Here is a 20,739-nt window from a genome sequence, read left to right as displayed (position 1 = left end):
ATGTCAAATGTACATGAATTAAAGTACTTGCAAGATCAAGTTGAAGAACTTAAAGATCAAGGCGTTTACCGTGTTTTACCTGTTCTTGAAGGTGCAAATGAGCCTGAGTGCATGCTCAATGGTAAACGAGTGATTAACTTATCTTCTAACAATTATCTAGGATTTGCAAATCATCCACAATTAAAAAAAGCAGCTATAGAAGCAGTTGAAAAATATGGTGTTGGTTCTGGTGCAGTAAGAACGATCATTGGAAATATGGATATACATGAGCAATTAGAAGTCGAACTCGCTAAATTTAAAAGAGAAGAAGCAGTTATGGTTTTCCAATCTGGCTTTAACTGTAATGCTGGTGCAATCCAAGCCATTACAAATAAAGGTGATCTTATCATCTCTGACGAGCTTAATCATGCGAGTATTATTGACGGTGTTAAATTATCTAAAGCAGATAAAGCCGTTTATAAACATAGCGATATGGCAGATTTAGAAAGAGTATTAAAAGAAAAAAGAGGACAGTATACAAATTGTCTTATCATAACGGATGGCGTTTTCAGTATGGATGGCGATATAGCTAAGCTACCTGAAATTGTTGAACTAGCAGAAAAATACGAGTGTATGACTTATGTTGATGATGCACATGGCTCAGGTGTTTTAGGTGAGAATGGTAGAGGAACAGTAGATCATTTCCACTTACATGGTAGAATCGACTTTTCAATTGGCACACTTTCAAAAGCGATTGGCGTTATCGGCGGTTATGTAGCGGGTAGCAAGGTTATGAAGGAATGGCTACTTCACAGAGGAAGACCACTATTGTTTAGTACGTCATTGCCACCAGCTGCTGTTGGTGCGATTACAGAAGCAGTTAAACTGTTGAGCTCGACAACTGAGTATACGGATCGTCTTTGGTCAAATGCTAAGTTTTTCAAAGCTGAATTAGGTAAACTTGGCTTTAACACAGGTGCTAGTGAAACCCCTATTACGCCAGTAATCATAGGCGATGAAGCACAAACCGTTGCATTTTCTAAACGTATGCTAGAATTGGGCGTTTTCGTTTCTCCAATCGTGTTCCCAACGGTACCGAAGGGAACTGGTCGAGTACGTTGCATGGTTACAGCAGCTCACTCAGAAGAGCAGCTTGCAAGAGCGGTTCAAATTTTTGAGCAAGTTGGAAAAGAGATGTCATTATTATAAAGATTATAAGCATTCCTTATTTGAAGAGTCTTCTTTAATTCGGAATGCTTTTCTTATTTAGAAAATTGATTTTAAGCGATACGCATGGGTATAATGGAAATAGTTTTACATACAAAATGCTTTGGTTGATAAAAGTTGTTTATTAATAAGTGTGACATATGTATAATAGAATATATATCTAAAGGTCGCATTGTAGGTCAATGCTGTCAAATAAAAAATGGAGGATGCTTACGTTATGGAAAATAAACAAGGTATTTTACTCGAAAGTGGTACAGGCGAAGTTGAAATACTTCATTTTACAGTTGCCGGTGTACATTATGCTATTAATGTCGTAAAAGTAAAAGAGTTACTACAGATAGAAAATATCGCTAAAATACCAAACTCACATCCAGCAGTATCGGGAATTTCTCTCATCCGTGGAGAAATGATTTCCATAGTGGATTTGCTTTACGTTTTAGAAAATCAAAAGAATCCAAATGTTAAAAACAGCATGACTTTAGTATGTGAGTTTAATAAAATCAAAGTTGGCTTTGCCATTGAAACCGTTCTTGGCATCAATAGAATTGGTTGGAATGCGATTAATAAGCCAGATGAATTAACTTCAAATTCATTGATTATTGGGAACATTAATCTCAACGATCAGATTATAATGCTTCTTGATTTTGAGAAAATCGTTATGGATATTAACCCGAATACAGGGATCAATATGGATCGAATTAAAGAGATTGAAGTTAAAGATCGTTCTAAGATCAAGGTTGCGCTTGCGGATGATTCGCCTATGATACGCAAGGTATTACTTGATACGCTTACAAAAGCAGGCTTTATGAATTTAAAGTTCTTCGATGATGGTATGCAAGCGTTGGAATATTTAAGCATGCTTGCAGATAAGAAGGGCGATGCTTTCACAAATGATATTGACTTACTGATTACGGATATTGAAATGCCACAATTAGATGGTCATGCATTAACGCGTAGAATAAAAGAGCATAAGGTTCTCAAAAAATTACCTATTATTATTTTCTCATCTTTAATTACAGATGACCTTCTTCATAAAGGTGAAGCAGTAGGTGCTGATGCACAAATGAGTAAACCTGAGATTGAAAATCTTGTAAAACTCATTGACCAATTGTTAAATATTACAAAATAATTTATATGTCTCAAACGCAGCACTACAAAGTGTTGCGTTTTTTATTTTTTTTTGGTGTTGACGATAAAATAAGTATAAAGTATAATAAATCGAGTGAAAAGTTTAATGATAGTAAACTTAAAATTTACTGATAAATTATAAAAAATATTGATAAGGAGAGCTTGTTGTGCAGATTGGTGAAAAGATAAAACGTCTCAGACTAGAAAACAATCTTACACAGGAAGAGCTAGCGGATCGCTGTGAGTTGTCTAAAGGATTTATCTCGCAGTTAGAACGCGATATGACTTCGCCGTCCATAGCCAGCCTCGTGGATATTCTAGAGAGTTTAGGCACAAATCTTCAATCGTTTTTTAGTGAAACCGTTGAAGAAAAAATCGTATTTAGGACTGAAGATTTCTTTGAGAAAGAAAACGAAGAAATCGGATATAAATTAGAATGGATTATTCCAAATGCTCAGAAAAATATGATGGAACCTATTTTACTGACGTTAGCCCCAAATGGTGCGTATGATGAACATGAGCCGCATGTTGGTGAAGAATTTGGATATGTCTTATCAGGATCAGTCGTCATTAGACTTGGCAGTAAGAAATACGTTGCCAAGGCGGGCGATTCTTTTTATTACAAGGCAAATAAAGGACATGAAATTGTAAATAAAGGGAAAAGGGAAGCGGTTCTATTAATGGTGGGAACCCCTCCTAATTTCTAGCATCTGGAGGGAATCATGAGCGATAAAATCGTAAAAGGACTAAACATTACAAAAGAATTCAATGGTGTTCCAGTGGTAAAGAACATTGATTTTTGGGTTAAAAAAAATCAGTTTCTTACGATACTTGGACCAAGTGGTTGCGGCAAAACGACGACGCTTAGAATGATTGCTGGATTTGAGACGCCGACTTCAGGTCAACTTTTTTTTGAAGGAAAAGAAATTACAAATGTCCCTCCCTATATGAGACAAATTAATACCGTATTCCAAAAATATGCATTATTTCCGCATATGAATATCTATGAGAATATTGCGTTTGGATTGCGTATAAAAAAGACCAGTGAAAAAGAGGTGGCTTCTAAAGTTGCAAAAATGCTTGAATTGGTTAATTTGAGCGGTTTTGAAAAGAGAAGTGTCAATTCACTTTCAGGAGGTCAACAGCAAAGAATTGCTATTGCTAGAGCACTTGTTAATGAACCCAAAGTTTTACTTTTAGATGAACCGTTAGGTGCGCTGGATTTAAAATTAAGAAAAGAAATGCAAATAGAGCTTAAGAACATGCAGAAAGAGTTGGGGATCACCTTTGTTTATGTTACTCATGATCAAGAGGAAGCTTTGACCATGTCTGATAAAATAATTATCATGAATCAAGGTGAAATTCAGCAAATCGGATCACCTATTGATATTTACAATGAGCCGGAAAATGCTTTTGTCGCCGACTTTATAGGTGAGAGTAATATCTTTGATGGTGTGATGCTTGAAGATTATAAAGTAAATTTCTGTAATAGAGAATTTGTATGCGTAGACAAAGGCTTTGATCGAAATGAAAACGTAGATGTCGTTGTACGTCCGGAAGATGTGAGGCTCGTGTCAAAAAACGAGGGCTTGTTGACTGGCGTTGTTAAGTCAGTTGTATTTAAAGGTGTACACTACGAAATGCTCGTAGCAGAAAATGATCGTGAATGGATGGTTCATAGCACAACTATGGAGAGAGAAGGCACTGAAGTTGGGCTGTTTATGACACCTGATGACATTCACATTATGTGCAAGGAGGGGTAAGAATGATAAAAAGGCTTGCCTCAGGACCTTACTTATTTTGGTTAATTATGTTTATCGTCGTACCTCTTTTGATGGTATTTGGCTATAGTGTCATTCAAACCGATGGCGATGGTAATTTATCAATTACTTTTTCAAATTTTGCCCGTGCTTTTGATCCTATCTATATTACCGTGTTAGGACGATCGCTTAAGATCGCACTTGAAGCAACTGCAATTTGTTTATTATTGGGTTATCCAATGGCAATGATTTTGGCAAAAATGAACGTTAAGTACAGAACCTTTGCGGTTATGATGTTTGTTGTTCCAATGTGGATGAATTTCCTACTCAGAACTTACGCATGGATGACGATACTTGGTAAAAACGGTGTATTGAATGGGATTTTATCTTTTTTCGGTTTGCCTCAAGTACAGTTTCTTTACTCAGAAGGCGCAGTATTACTAGGTATGGTGTACAACTTTTTACCATTTATGGTATTGCCAATCTACACGGTTTTGATGAAGATGGATTCTAGCTTAATTGAAGCAGCAGAAGATTTAGGAGGCAATAAAGTAACCGTATTTTCAAAAGTGATTTTACCATTGTCCATTCCAGGTGTTTTATCAGGTGTATCAATGGTATTTATGCCAGCTGTAAGTACCTTCGTTATTTCTAACTTACTTTACGGTGGACAGTACATGTTAATCGGTAACTTGATCGAACAGCAATATCTCGTCGTCAATGATTGGAATTTTGGTTCTGCAGTTGCAATGATTCTCATGGCTCTGATCTTAATCTCTATGGCTGTTATGAATAAAGTCGGCGGGGATAATCCTGAAGATAGGGGGACAGGACTATGGTAGGAAAATGGCTAAAACGTTTTTATACAGCACTCATGTTTGGTTTCCTCTATGCGCCTATTGCGGTTCTAGCCGTATTTTCATTTAACGATTCAAAATCGACTGCTAAATGGGGTGGATTTACCTTTGATTGGTATAAAAGTCTCTTTGAAAATGATTTGATTATGCGTTCACTCTATTACACCATTTTGGTTGCAATTATTGCAGCAGCGATCTCAACTGTCATTGGAACTTTTGCAGCTTTTGGTCTATTCTACATGAAGCCGCTTAAGCAAAAAGTGCTTTTAAATATCAACTCACTACCCATTTTAAATCCAGATATCGTTACAGGTATCTCTTTAATGACGTTATTCGTTGCGCTAAATATGAAACTGGGTCTGATTACGATGATTATCGCGCACGTGACCTTCTGTATTCCTTATGTGGTGCTCTCGGTTCTGCCTAAGTTTAAGCAGATGCCAAGTGAGATGCTAGAAGCGGCAATGGATTTAGGCGCAACACCATGGTATGCTTTTAGAAAAGTTATTTATCCTGAGATTAAACCAGGAATTATAACAGGTGCTCTTATTGCATTTACATTATCAATTGACGATTTCGTTATCAGTTTCTTTAATACAGGTAACGGAGTAAGCAACTTATCAATAGCGATTTATTCTATGGCAAGAAGAGGCATTAAACCTGAAATTAACGCACTGTCCACTTTAATGTTTTTAACAGTTTTAATACTGTTATTAATACTCAATAAGAGAACAAAAATTGAAGAAATCTGATAAGCGATCAGGATAGATTCAGTGACCATTTGATTGGGTTGTGTGAGTTTATCCAAGATGAAGCTGTGCTTACAGAAGATTGAGAAGGGAGAATGATAATGAAAAGAGTTTTAGCAATTTTGTTAATGGTCGTACTCGTCAGCAGTTTGTTTACTGGCTGTAAGAAAGATGATCAAGTCGTATTAAATGTTTACAACTGGGGCGATTATATAGATGAGGATATCTTCGATACCTTTGAAGAAGAAACAGGTATCAAGATCAACTACGAGACATATGCAACAAACGAAGAAATGTACACTAAAATTAAGAAGGGTGGCACTCAATATGACATCGCTATTCCTTCAGATTATATGATCGAAAAAATGATCAAAGAAGATTTAGTAGAGCCACTTGACTTAACTAAAATTCCGAATTATGCTAATATAAACGATAGGTTTAAAAACCTAGATTTTGACCCTAATAATGAGTATTCAGTACCTTATTTCTGGGGGACTGTAGGTATCATTTATAACACAAATCTTATTACTGATCCAATTGATTCTTGGAGCGTTCTTTGGGATGCAAAATATGCAAATCAATTTACTATGGTTGATTCTCAAAGAGATTCAATAATGGTTGCACTTAAAAAACTTGGGTATTCTATGAATACTAAGAGTGTTGATGAACTAGAAGCAGCAAAACAAGCCTTAATTGAACAAAAACCTTTAGTGCTTGCTTATGTTGGCGATAATGTAAAAGACATGTTAATCAGTGAAGAAGCTGCAATGGCAGTTGTTTGGTCTGGTGAAGCAAGTAATGTTATTCAAGAGTATGATAACTTTGAGTACGTGTTGCCAAAAGAAGGTTCTAATATTTGGTTTGACAATATTGTTATTCCAAAAGGTGCAAAAAATATCGATGCTGCTCATGAGTTTATCAACTTCTTATGCAGAGGCGATATCGGATTTAAGAATGCAGATTATGTTGGTTATGCGACCTGTAATGATGAAACGATGAAACTATTGGATCCAGCTTTGATGGGTACGACTTATGCCTATCCGGATGATGCGTTATTAACAAATTTCGAAATCTTCCAAGATCCAGGTGACTTTATTTCAGAATACGATCGTATTTGGACAGAAATCAAAGCAAAATAATGATTGAGTTAACGATGAGCCCATTTTTAGTGAATGGGCTCATTTGGTATGTTAGACGAGGAGGCTATATGATAATTGACGGCAATGCAATCGCGAAGAAAATTAAAGATAAAGCAAGAAACTGTTGTTCAGACTGTTATAGAAAACCCAATGTTGTAGCCATTATGTTGGGCGATAATCCTTCCTCAGAAGCATATTTAAGAATGATAGAGAGAACCTGTCATAGTGTCGATTTTGGTTATCGCTTAGATCGATTTGACACATCACTGTCTGAGCATGATTTATTGGCACATATTCAAAAATTAAACCAAGATGAAGAGGTAGATGGTATCTTGGTTCAAATGCCACTACCAAAACATGTTAGCGAAGAAAAAGTAATTATGGCAATTGCGCCTGAAAAGGATTTGGATGGTTTTCATCCAATTAATGCAGGTCGATTATTCAAAGGTGAGAAGGCGACACGTCCTTGTACACCACTTGCCGTAATTACTATGTTTAAGGAACTCGAAATCGATCTAGAGGGGAAATACATCGTTGTGATCGGTAGAAGTAATATCGTTGGCAAACCACTTGCTGTTATGCTGATGGAGAATAACGCTACAGTTACCATTTGTCATTCTAGAACCGTCGATTTAGAAGAACATACTCGAAAAGCGGACATTATTATCGTTGCAGTTGGCATTGCAAATTTCTTAAAAAGAGAAATGGTTAGTGAAAAAGCAATCGTCATAGATGTAGGCATGAACGAAGTCGAAGGAAAGCTTGTTGGCGATGTGGATTTCGAGAGTATGAAAGACTACGTGCAAATGATTACACCAGTTCCTGGTGGCGTAGGTCCAGTAACAAATGCAGTTTTATTATTAAACGTCATAGAACATTTTAAAGGGGTAAAATAGTGAATATCCTAGGGATTGTTTTAACTATCAGTTCAATAATTGGCGCAGCAGTGTATTTTGCAAAGGAAAAGGATGAAATCCCTATAGATGTTTACAGGGACTACGAGCTTTTTCTCAATGCAATGACAGAATATAGAGAGCATCATCCAGATTATGCAAAAGATATAAGGCGCTTGACTTCTTATATAAATGTGCCCTTTAAGCTAAACTTAAAGCGATACGCACTTTCCCTAGATGGTAAGTTTCTTACTGTCTCTGGTCTCCCTGAAGAAGAAGCTCAGTCATTGATCAATGAAATCGGAGGGGATTCTTATATCAATGGCATTTACACATATTTGACCCTAAGACGTGTAAATGATCTTAGCCGAATCAAACCAGTCGCTCATTTTTCAATGAAACCCGATAATAAATTTACAACAACCTCGTATATTACTTATGATACGACTTCGTGTATTGCTGAAGATGGCGAAATACTTGAAAAAAAGTGGGAAAACAAACAAGCTACATTTAAGGAGCCTGGAATCTACACGATCCGACTTAAGATCAAAGATAAAAATGGCAATTGGTCGGACGTCTTTGAACGAGAAATAAAAGTAGCAGAGGAACAAGGCATTAAACAGATTGAAACATACGATGGTTCTTTTTTCATGGTATATAATAATGGTAAGTCACTTTCTAGAGGACAAAACGAGTTTGGACAATTGGGAATTGGATCGCTTCATGCGTCGCCTGATTTAAAGTACAATTCGATGTATGATTCTGTACTCGATGTTGCATGTGGTGAAAACTTCAATGTATTTAGATTTCACGATGGTTCAGTAGGTACGGCAGGTAGTAACCGTAATGGTGAGCTTGCAACGGGTGATAAAAATAATCAGAAGACCATAAATATCGTATGGGGATTAGAAAATATCAAACAAATCGCTGCAGGAAATAAGTTTGCTGCCGCACTGGATTATGAAGGCAATGTTTATGTATGGGGCGATAATTCATATAATCAACTGATGAAAGAAGATATGGTGGATTCAACAACGCCAATAAAGCTTTCAGGGGTATCTGGGATTAAGCAAATCGCATGTGGTTCAAATTTTGGATTGGCACTTAAATACGATGGGACCGTAATGGCGTGGGGCGATAACTCACATGGTCAATTAGCGGTTGGTTATAAGGGGAGTATTCCTAACGCATCGGTTAGCTTATACTCAAATGTTAAAAGTGTTCATGCAGGCGATAAGTATTCGCTTGTCGTTACAGAATCGGGTAAAGTAATCGGATGTGGCAATAATACCTATGGTCAGTTAGGGATGAAGGGCAAGTCAGAGGTTTTATTTCCTACAGAGATCATCGGTCTAAAAGACGTTGAAAACATTAGAGCAAAAGAGTCTTTGGTACTTGCTCTGCTGAAAACGGGAAAAATTTATATATGGGGTAATTTCAATTCACCTGCTAGTAAACCAATATTTGATCCTACTGAGGCACCAGGCATATCTTATGTGAAGCATTTTACAAACAGTGGTAAAAAAGGCTTTGCTCTAGATATTAATAATGATTTTTATATTATCAATGATTTGTCAGGTAGATATGAAAAGAAAAAAATGTATGACAATTTCAATGATTTTATCGAAAATGAGGGTTCAAAGTAGTAATAATAATGTATAATGGTATGAGAACCTTTTGTTTAAGGAGGCGTTTATGAGAGAGAGAAGGCGTTCGCACAGAATGACTTATAATGCTGTAATCAATATCGATCAAGTCTACAATCAAGATGAGACGATTATAGGTAATAAAGAATTTCCTATAGAAATTATTGATATTTCAAAAGGTGGTATTGGTTTTAATACTCAAGAACATCTTCCATTGAATTATTATTTTAATGCTAAAATTGATTTAGGAAGTGGCAAACAGTTTTACAGTGTACTTCGCATTATGAGGATGCAAGAAATTGAAGAAGGCTACAGCTATGGCTGTGAGTTTGTTGGACTTGCAGATATTTTATCACTGTATATCGATGAATACGAACAAGAAAACTAATTTATAAATTAAACTGGCTGAGACGTGTCTTATGCCAGTTTTTTAGACGGGAAAAGAAAATGAAAGATTTAAGAAATATGACTAAAAGCCAAGTGATTGAAGCGCTTGAAGCTATTGGTGAAAAGGCTTTTAGAGGCAAACAAGTTTTTGAATGGGTGATGCAAAAAGGTGTATCTAACTTTGATCAGATGAGCAATTTACCCAAAAATTTAATTGAGAAATTAAAACGCGATTTTACAATTGATAATTATAAGATTGTGGATCAGCTGGTCTCAAGCGACGGCACCATTAAAGCACTTGGGGCACTTTCAGATGGCAATCTAGTTGAATCTGTTTTTATGACCTATAAACATGGTCACAGTGCCTGTATATCCACACAAGTTGGCTGTAAAATGGGATGTTCATTCTGCGCTTCTACTCTTGGCGGCATCGTCAGAAATTTGACGGTAGGTGAATATCTTGGTCAAATATATGCCCTACAAAACCTTACTGGTAAGCGAATTGATAATATCGTACTGATGGGTAGCGGTGAACCTCTCGATAATTATGAGGAAACAGTGAAATTTTTAAAACGAGTTACGGATCCTGAAGGTTTAAATATTTCTGTTCGTAGTATAACAGTTTCTACGTGTGGCCTAGTACCGGAAATTTATAAGCTTGCGGATGAGCATTTGGGAATCACATTGGCAATTTCACTTCACAATCCTTTTGAGACTGAAAGAATTGAGATTATGCCAATTACCAAGAAATATGGTATTACAGAGCTGTTAAAAGCCGTGGATTATTATATCGAAAAAACGGGAAGAAGAGTTACCTTTGAGTATGCACTCATCGACGGTATCAATGATACAATCAGTCATGCAGAGCAACTCGGTAAGCTTTTAAAAGGAAAATTAGTTCATGTAAATTTGATTCCTGTAAATGCGGTTAAAGAAAAAGGTTACAAACCGACTCAAAATAATCGAATTAATGGATTTAAGTCGCAATTAGTGGATAAATATAAGATTAATACCACTGTACGACGTGAGCTCGGTTCAGATATAAACGCTGCGTGTGGACAGCTTCGCAACAGCAAGTTAGAAGCGAACCTGTAGTAAAACACGAATGTTTATGGCGAAAATATTTTTATTGTTTTGAAGGAGATTGCATCATGTACAGAGAATAATACATTAAGTGTTTAATTACGAAGGAGGAGATTAAAATGGTTACTTTAATTGCAGGAAAAAAAGGTTCTGGTAAATCAAAAGAAATCGTTAAAAAGGCAAATGATGAATTGCTTGCATCAAAGGGTAATATGATTTTTATCGACGACGACAACCGTGCGATGTATGATTTGCATCACGATATTAGATTTATTAATCTAAGCGAATTCCCAGTGAAAGATTCATGTGAATTCTTAGGATTTGTATGCGGGTTAATCTCCAATAACTATGATATAGAAAAGATATTTATTGATGGTATCATGAATGCTGTTCAAATGACTGAGGCTGAACTAACGAGTTGGTTCAGTAAGATCGATGATATTTCTACTGCGTTCAACATAGACTTCGTCATAACACTGAACCATGAAACGGATCTCCCAGAAAAACTTCACAGATTTTTGAATTAGAATTTTAGTTAAATAGAATATAAATTTATATAATTTAAAAAAACCCATGCTTTTGCATGGGTTTTTAAACGCTAGCTTATAAGTTTTTAAGAAATTTCTTACCAAGATATTTTTTGATCGTTTCATTATCAGTAAAAGCATCAATAAAAATTTCTTCACCAGTTTCTTCGAAAAAGACGCATATCTCAGCATCGTCCTCTTTGAAAACCTTTGCAACTGTCTCTTCACGAAGTTCTCTGATTTTGTTTTTGTGATGTTTGATTTTTTCAAATTCTTTGACGTATATATATCCTGTAAGGCCGATTATTTTAGTATAGCGATGCATATTGCCCTCCTGCGTTAAAGTTCATACATATTATACATGAAACCTGTAAGAATATCAGCACTAAACGTCATATTTATATAAAGTTTACGATTTGTATCGAATTATTTAAATCTTTTTAAGGGTAGTTTTGTTATAATGAGATTGAGCGCAGAGCAATCTGGAAGGAGATCTAAAAATGAAGCACAATAAGAAAATTATGGTCTGTGTGACCCAGCAGAAATCATGTGAAAGATTGATTGATTTTGGGGTTACATTAAGAACCAACGATGCAGATGAGCTCCACGTAATTCATGTTGTTAAGGAAAATTGGAAGTATTTTGGACAGCTTGAGGAAAAGGACGCTTTAGATTATTTGTTTGAAGCATCAAAAAGCAAAGACGCAGCACTGACTGTACTAAAAGCAAAGGATATTGAAAAAACCTTATCGCAGTTTGCAGATAAAAATAAGATCACAGATATTATTATGGGTGAATCCTTTGAAGGCGATGAACAACAGAATATGATTAATAGGCTTCAAGAGCAAATGACAAAAAAGGTGAAATTTTATATCGTACCACTTAATTTTGAAGAGGAAGCAACGCCATTAGTTGCCTTATAAATGTATTTATAGTAGAACTTTAACTGCGGTTGGAGTTCTATTTTTTTTAGTATTCAAATCAGTCTTCCTTAAAAATTCTTTGCTTTAAAATTGCTGAAATAAGAAAAAAAGGCGTGTTTTTACGAAAACACTTGGGCTTGTAAATTTTTGTTTATAAATAAGTTACAAATTCGTTAAAAAGGTTTGAAAATATGTCTATGTGGTTATAATATTGAGGTGAGACAGATAAAAAAATCTGTACATTAAAACAAGGGAGGCTTTCGATGAAAAAGGTACTCAGTATTTTCATGGTTATGATGATGATTTTCTCATTGTCGACCGTATCAATGGCTGCAGATGACACGGTTCACTTAACCATTGTACACACCAATGATACACACGCACGTATTCAATCTAGTAGCAGCATTATGGGCTTTGCCAAAATTGCAACTAAGGTAGCCGAACTCCGAGAAGATAATCCGAATCTACTTCTAGTAGATGCAGGTGATACTTTCCATGGTCAAACCATTGCAACCTTAAATCAAGGTGAATCAATCACAAGAGTTATGAACGCAATGGGCTATGACGTGATGGTTCCTGGTAATCACGATTTTAACTATGGAAAAGATCGTTTGTTAGAATTAAAAGGAATGCTCGATTTCCCAATTATTTCAGCTAATATCGAGACAGATGAAGGCACTCACTTCTTACCTGGATTTATAATCAAAGAAGTTGATGGCGTGAAAGTTGGTATTTTTGGATTAACAACTCCAGAAACTGCTTTCAAAACACATCCAAAAAACGTTGAAGGTTTAACTTTTGAAAATCCAATTGAACGCGCACAAGAAATGGTTGATACATTAAGAGATCATGTAGATGTATTGATTTGTATTGGTCACTTAGGAGAAGATGAAGGTTCAGTGTATACTTCTAAAAAAGTGATTGAAGCGGTTGATGGTATTGATTTATTTGTCGATGGTCACTCTCATACAACTAAGCCAAATGGCGAAATGATCAATGATACTTTACTAGTTCAAACTGGATCATACGACGCTAATCTTGGTGTAGTAGATTTAACAGTTACAGGTGGTAAAGTAGTTGCAAGCTCTGCTAAATTGATTACTGCTGCTGAAGCTGCAGATGTTGCAGAAGATCCAGCTGTGCTTGAAGTAATTGCAGACGTTCAAGCAGCTAATGATTTAATCACACAAGTAAAAGTTGGCGAAACAAGTGTTAAACTTGAAGGAACTCGTGAACTCGTTAGAACGGGTGAAACGAATTTAGGTAATATTATCACTAACGCTATGCTTTATGAAACCGGTGCACAAATTGCGATCACTAATGGTGGTGGTATTAGAGATTCAATCCAAGAAGGCGATATAACAAAGGGTGATGTCATTACTGTTTTACCTTTTGGTAACTATATTATTACGCTTGATGTTAAAGGTTCAGATATTATTAAAGCTTTGGAAAATGGCGTAACTGATTATCCAGCAGCAAAAGGAGCTTTCCCTCACGTAGCTGGTATTAGCTTTACTTTTGATCCTGAAAAACCAGCAATGGAAAGAGTTACAAGTGTTACATTTAATGGCATGCCATTAGATCCTGATAAATACTATTCTGTAGCTACAAATGACTTCATGGCAGCTGGTGGTGACGAATACACTTCTTTAGGTGCTTCAGCACAAACTGGTGAATACGCGGCGTTAGATGAAGCGTTAATTAAATATCTTGAAGTCGTTGATCCTGCAACTGTCCAAGTTGAAGGTAGAGTAAATCTTTATGATCCAAATGCGACAGAAGAACCAGTTGTTACACCATCAGAACCAACTCCTGTTGAGCCTACACCAACTGAAGAAATGACTTATACAGTTGTTTCTGGTGATGTTCTATGGAAAATTGCAGAAATGTACAATACAACTTGGGAAGCTTTGGCTGAGTATAATCAACTTGCTAATCCAAATCTTATTTTCCCAGGTGACGTAATTATGATTCCTGCTAACTAATTTTGGTTGTTATGGAATTATGATGTTTTAATTAAATTTATCTTTAAAACCTGCTTTCTCGAGTGATAAACGCGATTCAGAAAGCAGGTTTTTCTGTGTGAAAGTCTCATAAAGACGCATTTATAGGTCCCTAGACTTTGTATACATATTTGCCCTATTATGATAAAATAAAGTGTTAAGAGAATGATTTATGGAGATTTCAATGTTGTATAGAAAATACAGTGAAGCATTAATTGAAAAATTTGGAGAGAAGGTATATAAATTACCGGTTAACCTACCCATCACTTGTCCCAATAGAGATGGTAGCATTGGTGTTGGCGGGTGTATTTTTTGTGCTGCCGAAGGAACTGGTTTTGAGGCGCAATCAGAAACGCTCAGTGTTAGTGAGCAACTTTCAAAGAATAAAGCCGTCATTATGCCAAAGTATAAAGCAAGCAAATTTATCGCTTATTTTCAGAATTATACCAACACCTATATGGCACTTGAAGTTTTTAAGCAGTACATACTTGATGCTTGCGAAGAAGACATAGTTGGAATCAGTGTTTCTACAAGACCGGATTGTTTGTCGGATCCTTATTTAGAGTTTTTAAAAGAGGTCGAGAAACGTTTTGGACTATTAATTGAAATTGAACTAGGCTTACAATCTATTAACATCAATACACTTGAGATTATTAATAGAGGCCATGGTCTTGCTGAATATGTAGAAGCTGTTTTAAAAATTAAATCGTATGGTTTCTCAGTCTGTACACATTTAATCGGCAATTTGCCATGGGATACTGAAAGAGATTTCTATGAAGCGGCTAAGCTGATTAACGTATTAAATGTAGATTCAGTAAAAATACATTCGTTATATATAGTAAAAGGTACTGTTCTTGGAGATTGGTATGAACAGGATGCCTTTGACATGATTACCCCAGATGCATACATAGACAGAGTGGTTCATTTCCTCAGATTATTAAAGCCTACAGTAGTGGTACAGCGACTATTTGGTAGAGCACCAGAGGAGATTACCTTGTTTTGCAACTGGGAGATGAGTTGGCGAAAGCTACAAAACGAGTTAGAGGAAAAAATGATGCGTCATGGCTACCGTCAGGGCGACTTATATAAATCTCAATTTGAACGCCAGGAGGAATAGTATGAACGCAATAAGAGACTGGAAAACGTTGCTGATTCCTTATGAACAAGCAGTTGAAGAGTTAAAAGTAAAATTTAAATCCATCCGTAATCAATACCGTGAGTTAAATGAGTATTCTCCAATTGAATTTGTAATGGGAAGAGTAAAGAAAATATCAAGTGTCATAGAAAAAGCTGAACGTAGAAGCATTCCAATGGAGCATCTTGAGGAACAGATGGAGGACATCGCTGGGATTAGAATTATGTGCCAGTTTATTGATGACATATATGAAGTGGTACATTTAATAAGAGAAAGAAGTGGGAAAGATTTTTCCGTATTATATGAGAAAGACTACATTCGCAATCCAAAAGAAAGTGGATATAAGAGCTATCATATCATTATAAAGTATCCTGTACAAACTGCTCTTGGGACTAAAGAAATACTTGCAGAGCTTCAAATAAGAACTTTGGCGATGAATTTCTGGGCGACGATTGAACACTCGTTAAATTACAAATACAAGTCTCATATTCCTGAAGACATCATCGAAAGACTCAAAAATTCTGCACTTGCAGCGACAAGACTCGATGAAGAAATGATGGAAATTAGTAGAGAAATTATTAACGCACAGTTGATGTTTGAAGAAAAATCCAACACCATTAGAGAAATCATTACAAATATTCAGCTCTTGTTTACTCAGGGCAAAGAGATAGAGGCACTTGATTTTCAACAGCGATTTGACAACATTAAGAACAATGACAATATGTTTGAGTTTGAACTATTATTGACGGAGATAAAAATGAGTATGCCTAGGTATAATCATTTTGAGAAAGGCAAATTAATATGAAGCGTTGGATGCATAATTTGTATCTAAAACGCATTAGAGAAGCGATTGAAACCTATGATATGATCTCTGATGGAGACAAAGTGTTGATCGCTGTTTCTGGTGGCAAAGATAGTACAATTCTGTTTTACGCATTGAATCAACTAAAGAAGATTGGTTATAAAGACTTTGAGGTGGTAGGTTTAACCATCGATCATGGATTAATTGGCAATCTTGATAAGTATCATAATCATTGCGTCGAAAATGATATGATGCACGAAATCCATGAAGAGCATTATGCGGTAGCGTTATCCCATGGAAAAGAATTTGCACCCTGCTACACCTGTTCGAGACTTAGAAAAGGGATTGTTAAACGCTATGCACTTGAGAATGGATTCAATAAAATCGCTTTAGGTCATACGAAAGATGATTTGGTTGAAACCTTTATGATGAACATGATACAGCATGGAAAAATTGCGACCATGGCACCGATATCTGACACTGAGGAAGGTGTTACTATGATAAGGCCGCTTATATTCGTAGATGAAAAGAGTATTATAAAATCAATTGATTTATTAGGGTTTCCATTGATGTCTGATACATGTGAATTTGCGAAAGAAAGACTTAGAAGTCGTGCAGAGTCATTGATTCAGCAAATTGAATTGACAACACCAGAGTTTTCAGATAGAGTGATACAGGCGCTTGGCAATGTTGATTTTAACAGATTGTTATAAATTGAATTAAGTATAGATAGAAAGGTACAACATGGCATTATATATTATCGGAGATTTGCATCTGAGTTTTGGTGGTGATAAGCCAATGGAAGTGTTTGGCGCTCACTGGGATAAGCACTTTGATAAGATAAAAGAAGACTGGCTTGATAAAGTGACACAAGAAGATACAGTTATCATCCCAGGTGATATATCGTGGGCGATCAGCTTTAACGGCGCCTTTGAGGATCTAAATTGGATAGAGGCTCTACCTGGCAAAAAGATAGTTTTTAAGGGCAATCATGATTATTGGTGGGTCTCTAAAACTAAAATGGATCCCGTTTTTAAGAGCATTAATTTTGTACACAATACTTATGGTATTTATGATGATTATGCAATTTGTGGTACTAGAGGTTGGATTTGTCCCGGCGATAATTTTTCAGAAGAAGATGAGCGGGTTTATAAACGCGAGTTAATTCGATTAGAACTTTCAATCAAGGAAGCCATTAAAAATGGGTTTAGTAAAATTATAGGTGTTTTACATTTTCCACCTACTAACGAGCACAAATCGCCTTCTGGATTTACAGAAATTTTTGAACGATATGGGATTGAACATGTTATCTATGGTCATGTTCATGGAAAAGGGAATTTTAGAAATGCATTAAAAGGGGAATATCATGGTGTCAATTATTATCTAACATCATGTGATTATTTAGATTTTAAGCTATTAAAGCTTTTAGATTAGAAAGGCGTTATTTTGGAAAATAATTTGAGATGTGAGTCTACGGAGGACTACTTCAAGAAAAGAATTGAGTTAATTGAACTATTAGAAACAGGCGTACTCGATAAAGAAGGCTTCATTAATGAAAATTATGCTTTGATGAGCACCTTTAACCCATGTGGTGTTAAAGTCACCACCGTTGAAGACGGTATCATAAAGTACCATTATTTTAATACAATGGCGAAGAAAAAAATGCTCGAATCGGATGCAATTGAGTTTAAAGATGCTTATCGTTCTAGACGACTTCGCGATGAAGCTTTTGATTTATATATCAAAAAAGATAAAATCACATTAAATATGCTCGAAACCGTCAATTACGAAGGTGTTGAAGCGTATTTTATATTAATGAATTCACGATCCTTAATGGGACAGATTTTTGAAATACGGTTTAATCGTTATGAAAAAGTGGTATTACATTCTAAAGACCGTAAAATTTTGTATAAGCTAAAAGAGATGGGTTGTTTCTCTGAAGAACCAATAGCATCGGTGATAGCGACATATGTAAACACAAAAATCTACTAAGGAGGCGACTGTATGGAACTAAAAAAAGCACTTGAACAAGGTATGTCTTTGACAATCCAAAAAAAAGTGACTGTTGATGACGCAGCGTTGCATTACGGAAGTGGAAAAATTCAAGATTTGTTCGCAACACCAAGACTCGTTGCATTGATGATTGAGGCAAGTACTCAATTAATTGATGGTGCACTACCAGAAGGATATGTCTCAGTGGGACATCATTTCGAAGTCGATCATTTCAAGCCTACACTCGTTGGCGCAACTATAACGATTGAGGTGAAGATCGTCAAGATCATCGATAACAGATATACACTTGAAATGAACGCGTATGATGAGTTTGGTCCAATCGGGTCAGGACAACACACACGTAGTATTGTAGATCATAAAATATTAGTTAAAAGAGCACAAGATAGAGAAAGGGCAGGCAAATAAGAAATTATGCAAGTTTTGAAAGACATAAAAGCGATTATTTTTGACTTAGATGGAACGTTAGTGGATTCGATGTGGATTTGGAAACAAATCGACATCGATTTTCTTGAAAAGAGGGGAATTGCATTACCAGATGACCTTCAAAAGGAAATTGAGGGAATGAGTTTTACTGAAACTGCAAACTACTTTATTTCGCGTTTTGGGCTTAAAGAACCCTTAGAAAGTATTCAAGATGAATGGAATGAGATGGCTAAGATTTTTTATGGATCTAGAATTCCTTTAAAGGAATATGCGAAGCAGCTGATTGAATACGCAAGTAAACATCAAATCAAATTGGGGATAGGTACAAGTAACTCTAGAGAACTCTTAGAAGAAGTAACACGTGCACATGCGATTCACACTTATTTTGAATCAATGCGAACTTCCTGTGAAGTGGCTAAAGGTAAGCCAAGTCCAGATATCTTCTTAAAAGTAGCAGAGGATTTAGGTGTGACACCTGAACAGTGTCTGGTATTTGAAGACACCCATGCAGGTGTATTAGCAGCTAAAAACGCAGGTATGAAAGTCATCGCTGTTTATGATGATTTATCAGCACCGTATCGAGAGTCAATTGAGGCGGATGCAGATCATTATATTTTGAGCTTTAAAGAGCTTTTCAGCGCTTAATAAAAGGAATAGGTTAGGAGTTCGTGTGAAAAAAGGGCAAGAAATTGAAATTAAAATTGAGAAGATGAAATATCCGAATGTTGGGATTGGAACTTTTGAAGGGGAATCAATACGTATAAAAGGTGCACTTACTGGACAAACTTTAAAAGCGAGAATCAGTAAAAAGAGATCCAATAAAATTGAAGCGCGACCACTTGAGGTAATCGAGAGATCCGAAAGAGAAAAGGCATCTTTTTGCGAGCACTTTGGAAGCTGTGGTGGTTGTATGCTACAAACCCTTGACTACGATGGGCAGCTTTCGATAAAACGTGAAATGGTAAAGCATTTGTTTGACGATGCTGGACTTGAGATAAAAATTGATAAAATTATTGGTAGTCCTGAGATTTTTGAATATCGAAATAAGATGGAGTTTTCTTTTGGAGATGAATTTAAGGATGGACCTTTAACCTTAGGCATGCATAAGAAAGGGCACCATCATGATGTGGTAAATGTGCCTCACTGTCATCTTGTAGATGAGGACTATAGGACACTTTTAAATGGGATTTTAGCATATGCAACTGAAAATAAGCTCATTAAGTACAATAAAAGAAGTAACGAAGGCTTTTTAAGACATCTTGTTGTTAGAAAATCCAAAGGAACTGGTGAAATTATGGTGGCGTTATCTGCTACTACAGGTCCACAAGATGCTGAAGGCAATCCTTTTGATGCGACTGGATTTCTAAGTATGATACAAGAGCTACCACTTAAGGGCACTTTGAAAAGTGTGCTATATGTTCAAAACGATGGACTTAGTGATGTCGTAGCTGGAGATATAAAGATTCTATTTGGTGATGACTTTATAACAGAAAAACTGTTTGATTTAACGTTTAAAATTACGCTTTATTCATTCTTTCAAACCAATACACGAGGTGCGGAAATTCTTTATCAAACGGCGATGGATCTAGTTGATGATCTATCTGATAAAGTTTGTTTTGACCTATTTAGCGGTACGGGGACGATTGGACAGATTATGGCGCAAAAAGCCAGTCAAGTGATTGGTATCGAATGGGTACAAGATGCAGTTGATGCTGCAAAAGAAAACGCAAAGCTTAATGGACTCACAAATTGTAATTTCATTTGTGGTGACGTATTTGAAAAGCTTCAAACTATAACTGAAAAGCCCGATGTCATCGTTGTAGATCCCCCGAGAAGTGGTATGGGTGAGAAAACGACGACTGCAATTGCTGGTTATAATATCCCAAGCATCGTTTATGTATCCTGTAATCCGTCAACGCTATTAGATGACCTGATCGTATTTAGAAAACTGGGTTATGAAACCGATGAAATTACGCTTGTTGACATGTTCCCTTGGACAGGTGGCGTTGAATGTGTGACACAGCTTAAGAAGATAAAATGAGGATAGCTTATTAATTGTATAATT

At 36.1% G+C, this 20,739-nt stretch carries 23 protein-coding genes; 22 read left to right on the top strand and 1 reads right to left on the bottom strand.

What is annotated here, in order from left to right; genetic code table 11:
* The 12 genes from AC4PID_RS05775 (at nt 1) to AC4PID_RS05720 (ending at nt 11,375) form a co-directional block, all read left to right on the top strand.
* The gene (locus AC4PID_RS05775; RefSeq protein ID WP_492134618.1) at nt 1-1,188 is read left to right on the top strand and encodes a glycine C-acetyltransferase; all 1,188 of its coding nucleotides are present in this window, start codon (nt 1-3) and stop codon (nt 1,186-1,188) included.
* A gap of 235 nt (nt 1,189-1,423) precedes the next feature.
* The gene (locus AC4PID_RS05770; RefSeq protein ID WP_492134617.1) at nt 1,424-2,335 is read left to right on the top strand and encodes a chemotaxis protein; all 912 of its coding nucleotides are present in this window, start codon (nt 1,424-1,426) and stop codon (nt 2,333-2,335) included.
* Between the two features lie 166 nt (nt 2,336-2,501).
* Nucleotides 2,502-3,041 (top strand): helix-turn-helix domain-containing protein, encoded by a 540-nt coding sequence (locus tag AC4PID_RS05765; protein ID WP_492134616.1) that lies wholly within the window; start codon nt 2,502-2,504, stop codon nt 3,039-3,041.
* A gap of 15 nt (nt 3,042-3,056) precedes the next feature.
* Nucleotides 3,057-4,097 carry a spermidine/putrescine ABC transporter ATP-binding protein gene (gene potA / locus AC4PID_RS05760; protein WP_492134615.1) on the top strand — a complete coding sequence of 347 codons (1,041 nt, stop codon included), beginning with the start codon at nt 3,057-3,059 and terminating at the stop codon, nt 4,095-4,097.
* Nucleotides 4,098-4,099: 2 nt separating this feature from the next.
* Nucleotides 4,100-4,936 carry an ABC transporter permease gene (locus AC4PID_RS05755; RefSeq protein WP_492134614.1) on the top strand — a complete coding sequence of 279 codons (837 nt, stop codon included), beginning with the start codon at nt 4,100-4,102 and terminating at the stop codon, nt 4,934-4,936.
* Entirely contained in the window at nt 4,930-5,703 is a 774-nt protein-coding gene (locus AC4PID_RS05750; protein ID WP_492134613.1) for an ABC transporter permease, read from the top strand. Before AC4PID_RS05755 ends, AC4PID_RS05750 begins: the two co-directional genes overlap by 7 nt.
* A 98-nt stretch (nt 5,704-5,801) precedes the next feature.
* A complete protein-coding gene (locus AC4PID_RS05745; RefSeq protein WP_492134612.1) occupies nt 5,802-6,839 on the top strand; it encodes an ABC transporter substrate-binding protein in 1,038 nt (345 codons plus the stop codon).
* Nucleotides 6,840-6,907: 68 nt separating this feature from the next.
* Entirely contained in the window at nt 6,908-7,735 is an 828-nt protein-coding gene (locus AC4PID_RS05740; protein ID WP_492134611.1) for a bifunctional 5,10-methylenetetrahydrofolate dehydrogenase/5,10-methenyltetrahydrofolate cyclohydrolase, read from the top strand.
* Nucleotides 7,735-9,378 (top strand): RCC1 domain-containing protein, encoded by a 1,644-nt coding sequence (locus AC4PID_RS05735; RefSeq protein ID WP_492134610.1) that lies wholly within the window; start codon nt 7,735-7,737, stop codon nt 9,376-9,378. Before AC4PID_RS05740 ends, AC4PID_RS05735 begins: the two co-directional genes overlap by 1 nt.
* 49 nt (nt 9,379-9,427) lie before the next feature.
* The gene (locus tag AC4PID_RS05730; protein WP_492134609.1) at nt 9,428-9,766 is read left to right on the top strand and encodes a PilZ domain-containing protein; all 339 of its coding nucleotides are present in this window, start codon (nt 9,428-9,430) and stop codon (nt 9,764-9,766) included.
* A 59-nt stretch (nt 9,767-9,825) separates the two neighbouring features.
* The gene (rlmN, locus tag AC4PID_RS05725) at nt 9,826-10,860 is read left to right on the top strand and encodes a dual-specificity RNA methyltransferase RlmN (protein ID WP_492134608.1); all 1,035 of its coding nucleotides are present in this window, start codon (nt 9,826-9,828) and stop codon (nt 10,858-10,860) included.
* A 107-nt stretch (nt 10,861-10,967) separates the two neighbouring features.
* Nucleotides 10,968-11,375 (top strand): hypothetical protein, encoded by a 408-nt coding sequence (locus AC4PID_RS05720; protein WP_492134607.1) that lies wholly within the window; start codon nt 10,968-10,970, stop codon nt 11,373-11,375.
* A 76-nt stretch (nt 11,376-11,451) separates the two neighbouring features.
* Here the strand turns inward: AC4PID_RS05720 and AC4PID_RS05715 are convergent, their stop codons facing one another.
* A complete protein-coding gene (locus tag AC4PID_RS05715) occupies nt 11,452-11,700 on the bottom strand; it encodes a hypothetical protein (RefSeq protein ID WP_492134606.1) in 249 nt (82 codons plus the stop codon).
* A 175-nt stretch (nt 11,701-11,875) separates the two neighbouring features.
* Here AC4PID_RS05715 and AC4PID_RS05710 point away from each other — a divergent pair, with 175 nt between their 5' ends.
* The 10 genes from AC4PID_RS05710 to rlmD all read left to right on the top strand — a co-directional run bounded on the left by AC4PID_RS05710 (nt 11,876) and on the right by rlmD (nt 20,715).
* Nucleotides 11,876-12,298, top strand: a complete 423-nt coding sequence (locus AC4PID_RS05710) for a universal stress protein (RefSeq protein WP_492134605.1) — start codon at nt 11,876-11,878, stop codon at nt 12,296-12,298.
* Nucleotides 12,299-12,561: 263 nt separating this feature from the next.
* A complete protein-coding gene (locus AC4PID_RS05705) occupies nt 12,562-14,283 on the top strand; it encodes a 5'-nucleotidase C-terminal domain-containing protein (RefSeq protein WP_492134604.1) in 1,722 nt (573 codons plus the stop codon).
* 202 nt (nt 14,284-14,485) lie between these two features.
* Nucleotides 14,486-15,418: a tRNA modification radical SAM protein MnmL/YtqA gene (gene mnmL / locus AC4PID_RS05700; RefSeq protein WP_492134603.1), complete on the top strand. Its 933-nt coding sequence runs from the start codon at nt 14,486-14,488 to the stop codon at nt 15,416-15,418.
* Between the two features lies 1 nt (nt 15,419).
* A complete protein-coding gene (locus AC4PID_RS05695) occupies nt 15,420-16,241 on the top strand; it encodes a GTP pyrophosphokinase (protein ID WP_492134602.1) in 822 nt (273 codons plus the stop codon).
* Nucleotides 16,238-16,951, top strand: a complete 714-nt coding sequence (locus AC4PID_RS05690) for a tRNA 2-thiocytidine biosynthesis TtcA family protein (protein ID WP_492134601.1) — start codon at nt 16,238-16,240, stop codon at nt 16,949-16,951. Before AC4PID_RS05695 ends, AC4PID_RS05690 begins: the two co-directional genes overlap by 4 nt.
* A 31-nt stretch (nt 16,952-16,982) precedes the next feature.
* Nucleotides 16,983-17,672, top strand: coding sequence for a metallophosphoesterase (locus AC4PID_RS05685; protein WP_492134600.1), 690 nt, complete (start codon nt 16,983-16,985; stop codon nt 17,670-17,672).
* Nucleotides 17,673-17,684: 12 nt separating this feature from the next.
* The gene (locus tag AC4PID_RS05680; protein ID WP_492134599.1) at nt 17,685-18,230 is read left to right on the top strand and encodes a DUF6648 family protein; all 546 of its coding nucleotides are present in this window, start codon (nt 17,685-17,687) and stop codon (nt 18,228-18,230) included.
* 12 nt (nt 18,231-18,242) lie between these two features.
* A complete protein-coding gene (locus AC4PID_RS05675) occupies nt 18,243-18,656 on the top strand; it encodes a thioesterase family protein (protein ID WP_492134598.1) in 414 nt (137 codons plus the stop codon).
* Nucleotides 18,657-18,662: 6 nt separating this feature from the next.
* Complete coding sequence (locus AC4PID_RS05670) at nt 18,663-19,319, top strand: HAD family hydrolase (RefSeq protein WP_492134597.1); 657 nt, start codon at nt 18,663-18,665, stop codon at nt 19,317-19,319.
* A 25-nt stretch (nt 19,320-19,344) separates the two neighbouring features.
* Nucleotides 19,345-20,715 carry a 23S rRNA (uracil(1939)-C(5))-methyltransferase RlmD gene (gene rlmD, locus AC4PID_RS05665; RefSeq protein WP_492134596.1) on the top strand — a complete coding sequence of 457 codons (1,371 nt, stop codon included), beginning with the start codon at nt 19,345-19,347 and terminating at the stop codon, nt 20,713-20,715.
* Nucleotides 20,716-20,739 lie beyond the last annotated feature (24 nt).

Source organism: Fusibacter sp. QWL-12 (assembly GCF_058683495.1).
The sequence above is the reverse complement of the archived record's forward strand: the minus strand, read 5'-3'. Positions and strand labels throughout refer to the sequence as shown.